This is a genomic window from Roseobacter cerffii, assembly GCF_054226325.1.
The window spans coordinates 1,517,536-1,529,693 of record NZ_CM135757.1; the positions used below are offsets into that span (position 1 = coordinate 1,517,536).

At 63.0% G+C, this 12,158-nt stretch carries 13 protein-coding genes and 1 riboswitch; all 13 genes read right to left on the reverse strand.

Annotated features, from left to right (window positions below):
* Positions 1 to 43: 43 nt before the first annotated feature.
* Positions 44 to 307 carry a DUF1127 domain-containing protein gene (locus ACVC7O_RS07445; protein ID WP_458325450.1) on the reverse strand — a complete coding sequence of 88 codons (264 nt, stop codon included), beginning with the start codon at positions 305 to 307 and terminating at the stop codon, positions 44 to 46.
* A 273-nt stretch (positions 308 to 580) separates the two neighbouring features.
* A complete protein-coding gene (locus ACVC7O_RS07450) occupies positions 581 to 967 on the reverse strand; it encodes a YidH family protein (RefSeq protein WP_458325451.1) in 387 nt (128 codons plus the stop codon).
* 143 nt (positions 968 to 1,110) lie between these two features.
* Positions 1,111 to 2,067 carry a DNA topoisomerase IB gene (locus ACVC7O_RS07455; RefSeq protein ID WP_458325452.1) on the reverse strand — a complete coding sequence of 319 codons (957 nt, stop codon included), beginning with the start codon at positions 2,065 to 2,067 and terminating at the stop codon, positions 1,111 to 1,113.
* Positions 2,068 to 2,069: 2 nt separating this feature from the next.
* On the reverse strand, positions 2,070 to 2,282 hold the full coding sequence (locus tag ACVC7O_RS07460; RefSeq protein WP_458325453.1) for a DUF2945 domain-containing protein: 213 nt from the start codon (positions 2,280 to 2,282) through the stop codon (positions 2,070 to 2,072).
* Positions 2,283 to 2,342: 60 nt separating this feature from the next.
* Positions 2,343 to 3,239 carry a mechanosensitive ion channel family protein gene (locus ACVC7O_RS07465; RefSeq protein WP_458325454.1) on the reverse strand — a complete coding sequence of 299 codons (897 nt, stop codon included), beginning with the start codon at positions 3,237 to 3,239 and terminating at the stop codon, positions 2,343 to 2,345.
* A gap of 81 nt (positions 3,240 to 3,320) precedes the next feature.
* Complete coding sequence (locus tag ACVC7O_RS07470; RefSeq protein ID WP_458325455.1) at positions 3,321 to 4,745, reverse strand: mechanosensitive ion channel domain-containing protein; 1,425 nt, start codon at positions 4,743 to 4,745, stop codon at positions 3,321 to 3,323.
* A gap of 37 nt (positions 4,746 to 4,782) precedes the next feature.
* A complete protein-coding gene (locus ACVC7O_RS07475) occupies positions 4,783 to 5,670 on the reverse strand; it encodes an ABC transporter transmembrane domain-containing protein (protein ID WP_458325456.1) in 888 nt (295 codons plus the stop codon).
* Between the two features lie 779 nt (positions 5,671 to 6,449).
* Positions 6,450 to 7,502 carry a FecCD family ABC transporter permease gene (locus tag ACVC7O_RS07480; protein WP_458325457.1) on the reverse strand — a complete coding sequence of 351 codons (1,053 nt, stop codon included), beginning with the start codon at positions 7,500 to 7,502 and terminating at the stop codon, positions 6,450 to 6,452.
* Positions 7,503 to 7,506: 4 nt separating this feature from the next.
* Positions 7,507 to 8,442, reverse strand: coding sequence for an ABC transporter substrate-binding protein (locus tag ACVC7O_RS07485; RefSeq protein ID WP_458325458.1), 936 nt, complete (start codon positions 8,440 to 8,442; stop codon positions 7,507 to 7,509).
* Positions 8,439 to 9,239: an ABC transporter ATP-binding protein gene (locus tag ACVC7O_RS07490; RefSeq protein ID WP_458325459.1), complete on the reverse strand. Its 801-nt coding sequence runs from the start codon at positions 9,237 to 9,239 to the stop codon at positions 8,439 to 8,441. Before ACVC7O_RS07490 ends, ACVC7O_RS07485 begins: the two co-directional genes overlap by 4 nt.
* The gene (locus ACVC7O_RS07495) at positions 9,236 to 9,643 is read right to left on the reverse strand and encodes a DUF1636 family protein (RefSeq protein ID WP_458325460.1); all 408 of its coding nucleotides are present in this window, start codon (positions 9,641 to 9,643) and stop codon (positions 9,236 to 9,238) included. The genes ACVC7O_RS07490 and ACVC7O_RS07495 overlap by 4 nt, the downstream gene beginning before the upstream one ends.
* 121 nt (positions 9,644 to 9,764) lie before the next feature.
* A riboswitch (cobalamin riboswitch) is annotated at positions 9,765 to 9,977 on the reverse strand.
* A gap of 182 nt (positions 9,978 to 10,159) precedes the next feature.
* On the reverse strand, positions 10,160 to 11,437 hold the full coding sequence (otnK, locus tag ACVC7O_RS07500; RefSeq protein ID WP_458325461.1) for a 3-oxo-tetronate kinase: 1,278 nt from the start codon (positions 11,435 to 11,437) through the stop codon (positions 10,160 to 10,162).
* On the reverse strand, positions 11,422 to 12,117 hold the full coding sequence (locus ACVC7O_RS07505; RefSeq protein ID WP_458325462.1) for an aspartate/glutamate racemase family protein: 696 nt from the start codon (positions 12,115 to 12,117) through the stop codon (positions 11,422 to 11,424). Before ACVC7O_RS07505 ends, otnK begins: the two co-directional genes overlap by 16 nt.
* Between the last annotated feature and the right edge of the window lie 41 nt (positions 12,118 to 12,158).

The window sequence follows — 12,158 nt, forward strand, 5'->3', positions numbered from 1 at the left end:
GCTTTGCGTTAGAGGCGGTTTGGGGCGGTTCGATCCGGCCGGTTCACTCGTGGATGTAGTCCGGCAGTTCGCCCGTCAGCCGAAAGCGCAGACGGTCTTGCAGCACCTCGGCTCTGCTCAGCCCGATGTCATGCAGCATGTAGTCCGACATCTGAAGCAGGCCTTTGAAGCGCGTCACGGCTTTACGTCGTCTGGCGACATCACGCGCCGGGGCTGTCAGAATGCCCGCCCAGTTTTGGATAGTCCCTTTCAGAGACGCCATGGAAACGGGCTTTTTTGATGGGGCGGTCTGCGTGTAAGTGTTCATAGTTACCTCCTTCAAATTAGTAAGCGATCGCTGTCCCGCGCCGATGTGTGGCGCCCCGCGCGACGACTCGCGCGGGTGTGAAAATGGTTTGCGATGCGGTTATGGTTCAAAAGTAATTGGCTTATGGAGAGAGACTTAGAGATCTTCTGCCATGACTGGAATGGTCACGGGCGCAGCCAGCACTTGCATTTTTGCAGGGAAGTCTGCAGCGGTGCGGCGCCATCCGTCTACCCGAAGTCGATGCTTCGACTGCGCGGTGCTTTCGCGGCTGCGCTAGAGGAACCAGAGTATGGCCCCGGTGCACGCCGCCGCGAATGTCAGGATGCTCGCGAGCAGGGTCATGCGCTTGTAGGACTGCGTCTCGACGTCATGCTCGGACATGCGCGTTTGCGTTTTGCGGCAATTGATCGCCGCCGCCCAGAAGATCAGGATGCCGGACAGGATAAAGATCTCGGCGACTGCCTTGGCCAGCAGCGGATATGCGGTGTCGTTGAACACCGCGCGCAGGCCGAGTGCGAGGGCCACACAGGCCATGCCAGTGCGCATCCAGCCTGCAAAGGTCCGTTCATTGGCGAGCACGGTGCGGTCTTCGGCCCAGGCTGTTCTCACATTCGCCAGATCATTCGAGTCCGGGTCATTCGGTAGGTTGGATGTTGGCATCACGTGTCTCCGGTTTGCTGCGCGGGAGGGCCGCCGAGCGCGAAGTGGCCCGGCCTGACCCAAACGTCGTGGGTTGCGTCATGGCGTGGGGCATTTCCGCAATTGTCCGCAGCCCTCGATGCGTCACCTGCCGCCCAGCTCCACTAGTCTTCGAGGCAGGCGAGCAACTGTTGCTCGCTCACCCGAAGCTCTGGCAGCTCGACGGGTGGCGGCAGACAGTTTTCGCGTTGCGCCAGCGAGATCACCTTGGGATGGATATAGCTGTTGCGTGCGATGGTGGGCGTATTGTGCAGCCGGGTGGCGGCGGCCTGCGACATCTCCTTGATTGTCGCGGGGCCTGCCTGGGCCACTTCAAAGGCTGCAAGGGTGCCCGCCCAGGTGCGAAACGTCTTGGCGGTGATCTCGTCCTTGCCGCAGGCTGACGTGATGTAGTCGTTCAGCGCGTGTGAGCTCAGGGTCTGTGGCGCCCCGTCCGCATCCAACCAGCTCAAGAGTGTGGCGCCGGGCAGATCGCCGATCTTGTTCAGGGTGCGCGCCAGGGTGCGGTCAGCCATTTGCTTCCGGACACGTTTGCCGCCCTTGGCCGTGTAGTGGAGCTTGAGGCCCTTGCCATTCAGCGACACATGGCGCTGTTTCAGCGTCAGCGCGCCATAGCTTCCGTTCTCGCGAGCGTACTCGTCGCGTCCCACGCGCATTGCCGCCCGGTCGATCAAGGCCACCGCGCTGGCCAGCGCAAAGACCTTTTCTCCCGCATCTTCGCTCAGATCCCGCCGGACCCGGCGGCGCAGGCGCGGTAAGAGCCGACCGAATTCTGGCAACAGCTCGAACTTTGTCCGCGCCCGTTCGGCGGCCCAATCCGGATGATATCGATACTGCTTGCGGTTTCTCGCATCCCGACCTGTCGCGAGCAGATGCCCATGCGGCAGGGGGCACATCCAGACGTCCTCGTACGCAGGTGGCACGGCCAGCGCGGCAAGGCGCTTACGCTCCGCGGTATCATCGATCGACGTGCCGTCCGGGGCGAGGTATCGGAACCCCCGCCCGCATCTGCGGCGCGTGATGCCGGGCCGGTCGTCGGGATAGTAAACGATGCCCGGCACGATCAGACCTTGGTCACCTCGGACGCCAGCTTGAGCACGGCGTCGCCGTCGTCCTGCTTGATGTAGAGCGCCTTGTCGTCCTCCGACCCGTTGCGCGTCACCTCCGTGCCCTTGATCTTGCGGGTCACAGAGCGGGTGTAGGTCGTGTCGACGGTCCCCTTGGCGGTGCCGTCACCCCAGTTCCACTCGACCTTGTCTCCTGTTTGGATTGACATGCCATATCTCCTTTCTGTGTCTTGATCAGGTTTCGGGTTTGCCGCCGGGTGACGCGGACATTACGAGGCCTTGGCGTCGTGCTGCGGCAGCGCCTCGGCACCTATGCTCAACGGTTCCTTGAACGTGAGCGTCCGGTACGGGAACGGGATTTCAATGCCCGCGTCATCTAGCGCGCGTTTGACCGCAGCAATCACTTCGTCGCGCGAGCGGCGGATGTCGATCGGCCGGGAGCCGGTCCACCATGTCACTTCGAAGTCGATGGAGGAGGCACCAAAGGCTTGTGCGAAGACCTCCACGTCCTTGACGTCATCGCGCACCGTATCGACAGCCGTGACCGCATCGCGAATGATGTCGCGCGCGGCGTCAACGTCCTCACCGTAGGCGACGCCACAAATCACGGTTGTGCGTCGCAGATCGCGGTCCGTACGCACGACCACGGCGTTCTGGAACAGGATGTGATTGGGTACGACGACACGCTGACAATCCGTCTGCCGAACGTGACTGTCGCGGATTGTGATCTCTTCGACCTGGCCTTCGACGTCGTCGCATTCGATGTGATCGCCGATGCGGAATGGCTCGCGGAGCAGGATCAGGATACCGGCCAGAAAATTCTCAAAGGTGTCCTTGAAGGCAAATCCGATTGCGACCGAGCCGAGGCCCAATGTCGTCAGAGCCTTGCCCGGCGTGATCGACGGGAAGACGACGGTCAGGGCAAGCAGAATGCCCACGAGCCAAAGCCCAACCCCGGCGATCATCGCGAGAACATCGATGAGGTTCTGACGCAACCTAAAGCGCTGTCCGAGCCGCCGGACGAGCGCGCGCGCGAGCATCGCCACGCCCCATGTGACCAGCACAAGCGCGACGGCCACCACCAGGCGGGGGGTCAGCTCGACCAGCGCATTGGCGTAGTCTGTCAGTTTGTCCGCAAGGGCCGTGGTGATTGTCCCGAGTTCCATAGCATTCCGCTGGGTGTGTGATACCCACCAACGCGCCATGGCGCCGAATGTTCCCGCGGGTGCACGAGGGAGGCCCGCCCGTCAGGCCGGTGGTTGGCTCGGCCCAGCGTCTTCGGTTGAGCCCAGAAGATCCTCGTCCTCGTCCAGTTGGGAGATCTCCTCGGCGGGCTCGGTTTCGGCCAGCAAATCGCCTTCGGACACTGTGGCCTCCGGCTCTTCGACCGGCGGTGCGTAGACGTCTTCCTGTGGCGCTAGCGGGTCTTGGGGCTGACTGTCGGTGATGACATGCACGCCTTGTGGGAAGATCACCTCGCGCGCCTCATCGGGCAGCGACACGCCCGCGTTCATCAGCGCGGTCTTGACCGTTCTCAGCAGCGCCGACTTGAGCTTGATCGGCGAGATCACGTGGCCGTTGAACCAGTAATAGGTGCGGATGTTCACGGTCGCTGCGCCCAGCTCGTCCACCAGCACCATCGGTTCGGGATCCGCCAAAACGGCGGGGTGCTTTTGCAGGCAGCCCAAGACGATGTCCTGAACCTCGGGAACCGCGGCCTCATAGCCGACACCGACAACGAAGTCGCCGCGTCGACTGGGGGAAGAGGTGAAGTTCTCGATCACGCTTTTGAAGATGGTGGCATTGGGGATGTGAATCTGGTTGCCTTCCACGGAGGAGAGCAAGGTGCTCCGCGTGCTCATGCTTTTGACGGTCCCCGACAGACCGGCCACTTCGATGAAGTCGCCGCGCTGGAATGGCGTCCGAACGCTGAGGATCACGCTTGCCAGGAAATTCTCGGCAATGTCGCGGAAGGCAAAGCCCACGACGATGCCGACAACACCGGCACCGCCCACAAGGGACAGTGCGAGTTGGGTGAGACCGGCGACCTGCAACACGATGTAGAGGCCGATGAGAAACACCGGAAAAGCGACGATGCGGGACACCACCGACCGCAGGAACGGTGTTTTCAGGCGACCGCCAAGCAGCCAGCGCACCAACCGTGCGACCATCTTGGCGGCATACCAGGCAAGCGGCAGGATCATCAGCGCCAGAAGAAACAGCGGTAGTGCCGCCATGGCATCCTGAAGCAGGCGGGTAATCTCCGTCAGAGCCGGATCAAACGACCAATCCACCTCGTTGCTGACCTCGATCCGGTTGACGACCGCGACCACACCGTTGGTTTTTGCTGCCAGATCCCGGGCCCAGGTTCGCTGTGTATCGGTTTGGGCAATACCATCGAGGAAGGCGACCCCTTCATCGACGTCCACCCGAGCGTCCTGATACCAGCCTGTCGCCTCCAGAATGCGGTCGATCCTCTTGGCAATCGCGGCATCTGATGCAACGGGCTCGATATCGACGCGCTGTTCGGTCGCGACGGGGTCTGCTTCGGTCTGAGTTGTGGTCGATTGCGACAGTGCCGGGGTCGGCGCGCTCCACAGCAGCAGCGAGATACCGAAGATCAGAACCAGCATTTGGCGCGCGCATAGTCTGACCGCGTCGAAAACCATCATTCCAAACCTCCTTCTCAAGACCAACCGGCGACGCACCCTAGCTCTTCGGATGCAGTTTCTGTTCCATCCAGTTGGCGATCATCTCATGCTGTACATTGGCTTGCGCCGCGATGCGATAGAACCCGATCAATTCCCTCAGTGGCGACGAAATGCGTTCGAATCCGGAGATGAAGGCGACGATCACTCCGACCTCCGCCTCACCCTGCATCACCAGATATCCACCCAAAAGCAGCACGGTGATCGGGCCTGAGGCGTTGAGCAAGTTGAGCGCAGACTTCATCAGGAACTTGAGCAGGAAGAACCGGATGCGATTGCTGTAGATGTGCTTTAGCAGCCCATCTCTGCTGTCGTGGTCCGTATCGCCCGCGTCGGAGATATCATCGCCAAGATCTCGCAGAAGGCTGACACGCGTCTCAACCAGCCGGTTCAGACGCCTTTGGATGACGGGCGTCAGCGCAATCTGCGGGACCAGAAAGGCGAGGGCAAAGACCGCGATCTTCGGCTCGACCACAAACATGTACACCACGACGCCGAGCAGCATGGCCGCGTTCGCGCAGGCGCCGGACACGGCCTGCCCAACAAAACCGCCAAGGCTTTCGACCTCCGTCCCCACGATGGAAACCACGCGCCCGTTGCCTTCTTCGGGATCTGGTTTGGATCGGCCCATCAGGCTGAGCAAGTGGCGCCGCGTATAGAGCGTCGTGCTTTCGCTGATCCAGGACTGGTAGGCCCAGAGCCCGTATTTGGCAGCCTGATGCAGCAGAATGATGCCCACATAGATCGCACCGAATTGCAGGAGCAGCGGCACATTCTGGGTCTCGACCACTTCGTTGACGATGCGGCGTTGCAGTTCGATGGGGACAAGGCTCAGGACGGCGACCAAAACGGCGATCAGGCAAAGCGCAACCTGATGCCCCTCGCTCATCCGCCAGACATATCTCGGCAAGGACGAGGCCGCGCGGTTATCGCCGGTCGTACGCACCTCTCGTTCGCATCTGGTCAACTTCAAAGACTGCATGTTTGGTTGAATGTCCTTTCGTTTGGCGGCCGCGATGGTTCGTTGCGATCCGTCTGGCTAATTGACCTCAGCGCGTAGCCGGGTGATCGCGCGACATCGAGCAGTCCTCAATCAATTGCGCCCGACCGCCTTGGCCCATGCGTCTCATCAGATGCTCGTTGTGGGTTTCGAGACCCCAATCGCAATATGTGAAAAAACAAGGTGAAAACTCTAAGCGTCCCAATCGTATGTCTCTTTGCCGAGGAGTAACTGTGCCGCGACAAGAAGAGTTCCGAGCTGATCATGCGCTGCGCCGGTAGACCGGTCGGACCGAACCTGCGTTCACCGGCAATCGTGCTGCTAGAGTCTGGTACACGGGATGACCCAAAGCCGTGTTGTGATCATTACAGCAATCGTCCTTCTCGGACTGCAGGACCGGTGCTTTCCTTCGATTTCCCCTTCGCGCAATGAAAGCCCTTCAGGAAACACTCCATGTAACCGCGTTGATTTCCCCTAAGTGTCTCGGTCCGTTGTATTCTTTCTTGCTCGCACTCTCGAATTTTTGCCGTGGTCTGTTTGGGGGGAAGGAACCTCGCGTGTTGTATGGGCTATAAGTAAGACACCCGGCGTGGACCGGCTCGCAGGGACGGCTTGCACCACCCATCGAGCCTTTTGCCGGACGAACCCCCGCACCCCGGGCGGCCACGCTAGAAGCGGCGACGCCCCAGTAGCCAGACGAAGAACACGCCGCCGACGAGGCCGGTGACGATGCCAATGGGGATGTCTTCGGGGGCCATCACCGTGCGCGCAGCGATGTCAGCCCAGAGCAGGAAGATTGCGCCCACGAGCGCGGAGGCGGGCAGAACGCGGATGTAGTCGCCCCCCACGAGCATGCGCACGATATGCGGCACCATGAGGCCAACGAAACCGATGATGCCGGAGAAGGCCACCATCACGCCGGTGATCAAGGCGCCGACGACGAAGACAAGCAGCCGGAAGCGTGCAGCGGGGATGCCGAGGGTAGAGGCGGTCTCGTCGCCGACGGTCATCGCGTTCAGCGCGGCGGCGCGACTGAGCAGCCAGGCGCCGCAGGCCAGAAGCACCACCAGAGGATAGATCAGCTGGCTCCATTGCGCGAGGCCGAGACCACCGAGCATCCAGAACACCACCGTATGGGTGGCGCGGGGATCGCCGAGAAAGATCAGCACATTCGCGCCGGCCATCACGATGAAAGAGACCGCAACGCCAGCCAGGACCAGCCGGTCGGCGCTGACGGCATCTGCAATTCGTGAGACGCCAAGCACGATGGCGGTCGCCATGAGGGCGCCCAAGAACGCGAGAAACGGAACGGTGAGCAGCCCGAAGAAGAGCCCGGTGTGCAGCAACGCAAGGATGGCGCCAAAGGCACCGCCTGATGAGATACCAAGGAGGTGCGGATCCGCCAGAGGGTTGCGCGTGACGGCCTGCAGGCTTGCGCCGACCAGCGCGAGCCCCGCGCCCACCATCATTGCGAGCAAGGCGCGGGGAAAGCGGATGTCCCAGACGATGGCCTCGCGCCCCTGGCTCCAGGTCTGATCAACGAGGCCGGGCGACAGCTTGTTCAGCAGGACGCCCCACACCGTGCCGGTGGGCACCGACACCGCCCCCACGGAAATCGCTATCGAGAGCGACACAAGAAGCAGGGCCAGCCCGCCGAGCGGCAACGCCGCCTGCCTGAAGAGGCGCGGTGCGCGGCGGTGGCCAGCCGTGCTGTCCGTCATGGTGTCATTCGCCCCAGAACGCCCGCGCGAGGGTCTTGACGGCCTGGATGTTGCGGGGGCCAGGTGTGGCTTCGACGTATTCCAGCGTGACGAAGCGGTCGTTCTTGACAGCGTCAAGATCCGCGAAAGCGGGGTTCGACATCATGAAGGCGCGCTTCTGTTCGGCGGTCACCTCGCCGTAGTTCACGATCACGATGACTTCCGGGTTCCGCTCGACCACTTCTTCCCATGTGACGGTGGCCCAGCTTTTCTCGAAATCATCCATGACGTTGACCCCACCGGCGGCCTCGATCAGCGCGGTGGGCATGGCGTAGCGGCCCGCGGTGAAGGGCGCGTCTTCGCCGCTGTCATAAACGAAGACACGCAGGGGCGCGCCGGTGTCGAGAAGGTCCGTAAAGCTGGCAAGTTCGGCACGATAGCCATCGACCAGCGCCGTGGCACGGGCTTCGATGTTGAAGATGCGACCGAGGTTCATCAGATCCGCATACATATCCTCGATGCTGGCCTTGTCCTTCTGCATGATATGGGTGCAGCTCTCGGTGAGCTCGTAGACCTTGATGCCGAAGGGCTCCAGCGTCTCGGGCGTGACCTCGCCACCGACTTTCATGCCATAGTTCCAGCCGGCGAAGAAGAAATCCGCGTCCGCCCCCACAAGCACCTCCTTGGAGGGGTACTTGGCCGAGAGTTCGGGCAGTTCGTCGATGCCAGCGCGCATCTCCTCGTCGAGCGTTTTCCAACCCGAGATGCCGGTGTAGCCCACCATGCGGTCGGCAAGGCCGAGCACCAGCATCATCTCGGTCAGGTTCACGTCGTTCGAAATCGCCCGCTCGGGTGGGGCGTCGAAGGTGACGGACCGGTTACAGCTTTGCACGGTGGTTTCTGCCGAGGCTGTGCCTGCGGCGAGCAACAGGGCGGTCACGCCCAGGAAGGGGGACTTCATAGCAAGGTCCTTTCGTCATGCAGGTGGAATGTGAGGTGGTCGGTGTCGCTGGGCGCGAGACGTTCGCGCCTGGCCTGGATCTGGAATGCGCCGGAGACGGCGGTTTCGGAGAGCACGGTTTCGGGGGTGCCGAAGCCGAGGGCGTGACCGGACTTCAGCAGGAGAATGTCATCGCAGACACCCGCTGCGATGTTCAGATCGTGCAGCGACGTGACAATCGTCAGAGGCAAATCGCGGATCAGCTCCAGCACTTCCAACTGGTGGCGGATATCGAGGTGGTTTGTGGGTTCGTCAAGGATCAGCAAGCGAGGCTCCTGCGCCAGGGCCCGGGCAACCATCACGCGTTGGCGTTCGCCGCCAGAGAGCGTGCCGAGATGGCGGTCTGCGAACCCCGCGAGGCTCAACCGATCGAGCGCCGCGTCAATCTTTTTCGCCTCTTGCGCACCGCCGCTGCTGCCGAACCCTTGGCGGTAAGGCACTCGCCCGAGGGCGACGATTTCCCGCACAGTGAGCGCAAAATCCGTCGGTTGCTCCTGCAGCACCGCAGCGACCCGCTTTGCCACCATGCGGGGTGGCAGATGCCAGATGTCATCACCATCGACGCGCACCGTGCCGCTCCCCGGACGCTGGAAGCGGTAGAGCATCCGCAAAAGCGTGGTCTTGCCAGCGCCGTTGGGGCCCATGACCCCGAGCACGCGCCCCGCGCCCACATGAAAGCTCAACGGGTGCAGCGCCGGGCCGCGCATGCGCGCCGGTGTCCAGGAGAGGTCGGTGACGTCGAGGCGCGCGGCGCTCACGAGGCGCGCACTTTGCAGTCTTCGATGGCAAGTACCGCGGCGGGCACACGGGCGAGCGTGGTGGTGCGGAGCTTTCCGGGGCGATCGACCGAGGAGCACCAGCCATCCTGAAGGGCGCCGTACTGATGCGCAAAGTGGATCAGATCATCAATGTCCGTGTCCGGGTCGATGTCGCCGAAGAGATAGGTCGCCTTGCGTGTGCCGTGATAGGCGACGGTGCAGGGGCGGTCGCAGCCTGCCATGCAGGCGACGCCGGAAATCTCGAAGCTGTCCGACACCGCGTCTCCCGCAGCCGCGATGGCGGCCCGCAGTCGTTCTATCAGCTCATAGCCCGGGCGGCACGCTGACCCTTTGTGGCGGCACGACGTGCAGATTGTGATCCGGTGCTCTCGTGGCTCGTCCATCGGCGTCTCCATCTCCGGGGAGGGTGCGCCGAACAGAGGTATATGTGCACGGGGTTGGCCGTGGTTTCATCATAAGCTCCTGACCAGGCACCCCGCCTGCATCGAGTTGAAATACAGACGCAGCACTGCGCCCGTGATGGCAGGTCTCCTGACTTGCGGGTCGTCGCTCTCCCGAACCTTCCCGGGTTGGTGGCCCAGTGGTCCTGTCGGGGTCGCTCGCCGCTCACAGTTGCGGGGGCAGTCGCGGACTTGGCGCATGTGGTGGCGCCGCACCGCGTTCCCTTTTCATCTCTTTGGCCTTTGGCCGTTGAGAACCATCGCCCTTGACCAAATCGCCCTTGACCGGTGCGGTCAAGGGACAAAGCGACACGAACCGCTGAATTGAACGAAAAGGGGGGACGCGTCTTCAGGTTTGGCCGTGGTCGCCTCGGTTTCAGAGCACCCAGTCGCGCGAGACCGAGATGGCGCAGGTTGCGGGCGGGCGGCTCCTATCGGCGCGCCCCCCCTTCCTTGGCGTCATGTCCCGCTTTCCATCACCCGCAGGGCCTTCGCAAAGAAGTCAGCTGCGCCGAAGTTGCCGGATTTGAGCGCAAGTGCGACAGGGGCGGCCTCTCCAACGGTCAGTACCGGAACGCCGGGGTCGATCTCTGGGCCCAGCGTCATCGCGGATGCACCCATCGCTGCGGCGACGGATTGCGCCACCGCGCCCGAGGTCTCCCCACCCGCAACCACCAGCCTGCGATAGCCGGACCGAACGAGTGTGCGCGCGGTGTCGGCGAAGAGCGCGTCAAGCGTCGCGGCGAGTGTCTCGCTGCCGAACTTGGCCTGCATCGCGTTGACCTTGGCCGGTGTGGCCGAGGAGTAGGCGAGCGGTGCGCGCCCTGTGTTTTCCGCAAAGAACCCCAGCAGTGTCTCGACAGTGATGTCACCGGCCATGACGCCTTCTACGTCAATGGCGAGAGTTGGATGCGCCTTCGCATGTGCCGCGACCTGGCCGCGAGTGGCGCCCGAGCATGACCCAGCGAGGATCGCTTCGGGGCCGGATACGCCTGTGTAGGCCGTTGGTGCGCGGTCGACTATGCCCGCTCCGATCACGTTGCGGGGCAGGCCTCGCGCAATGCCCGACCCGCCGGTCACCAGCGGTGCATCCTTGAGCGCTGCGCCCAAATCCATGAGGTTGTCGTCGGAAATCGCGTCGGCGACGAGAAACCGGTGGTCCGATGCCTCGAGCGCTGTCCTGATCGCTGCGGGGCCCTGCGCGACCACCTCGAGTGGCAGATGGCCGATGCTTTCGGTCGTTTGAAACTGGAGCCAGCGCCGGATGTCCGGATCGGTCATCGGGGTCAGAGGGTGATGCTCCATCCCGGATTGGTTCAGCAGCCTGTCGTGTACGAAGAGGTGGCCTTGATAGACTGTGCGCCCGGTTGCGGGGAAGGCGGGGCAGAAAACCACCTGCTGTGCATCGAGCGCCCGGGCCAGCGCTTCGGCGACGGGACCGATATTGCCCTCCTGTGTCGAGTCGAAGGTCGAGCAATACTTGAACACGATCTGCTTGCAGCCTTGGGCGAGCAGCCAATCGAGCGCGGCGAGGCTGTCGCGGACCGCAGCCTCGCGCGTTGCCGTCCGGCTCTTAAGCGAAATCACCCCAGCTTCGATCTGATCCGGCGCCGACCCGTCGGGAATGCCGGCAAACTGCGCGGTCCGGAGCCCGCCGTCCGGGGCTACGCCCTGCGCGAGCGTGTTCGCGATGTCGCTCGCCCCGGTGAAATCATCCGCGATCACGCCGATTTGCATTTGCCAAGCCTTTGTCTTTGCGTATCCACCCGCCGCCGCATCTCGGCGATGGCGGCGTCCGGGCTCGTCAAGACGGGCAGGGGTGTCTGCTTGCGAACCGCATCCGTGGCACCCGCCATGGAAAACTGGGCGAGCAGGATGACATCGGCCTCGGAGATCGTAGCTGCGGTATCGGCGATCAGCCGGTCGTGCGTGTCGTTGTCGCCCGCGCGTTTCGCCTCGAAGGCGCCCTCGGCGAAGTAGGGCGTCATCAGAGCATCACTGCCCCGCAGGGCGGCGGCCTGGCGAAACTCTTGCGCCATGCCCGCCGCTGCGGGCGGGAATGTGTAGATCATCGCCACGCGCGCGCCATGGGTGAAGGCAGCGTCGAACATCGCTTCATTGGGCTTCATGACCGGAACCCTGCACGCCTCGGCGGCGTCTTCGATGGCCTGCCCAAAGGCGGAACAGGTGAAAAGGATGCCGTCGGCGCCCGCGTTTTCCGCATATCTCGCCAGGCCGACGATGCGGTCCCACAGCGCGAGGGAGAGCTCCTCTGACTTTTGCCGATCCACCGAGAGACCCTCTTCGAGGATCGTCACGGTTTCCGCATCTGGCCAGAGGGACTTGGCGGCGCTCTCAATCGGGTCAATGGCGACTCGGGCTGCATGGATCAGGGTCAGTCTCGGGGGCGGTGTCATCGTGGCTCGCATGGTCTTGCGTTTTGCGTGAGCTTTTCCGT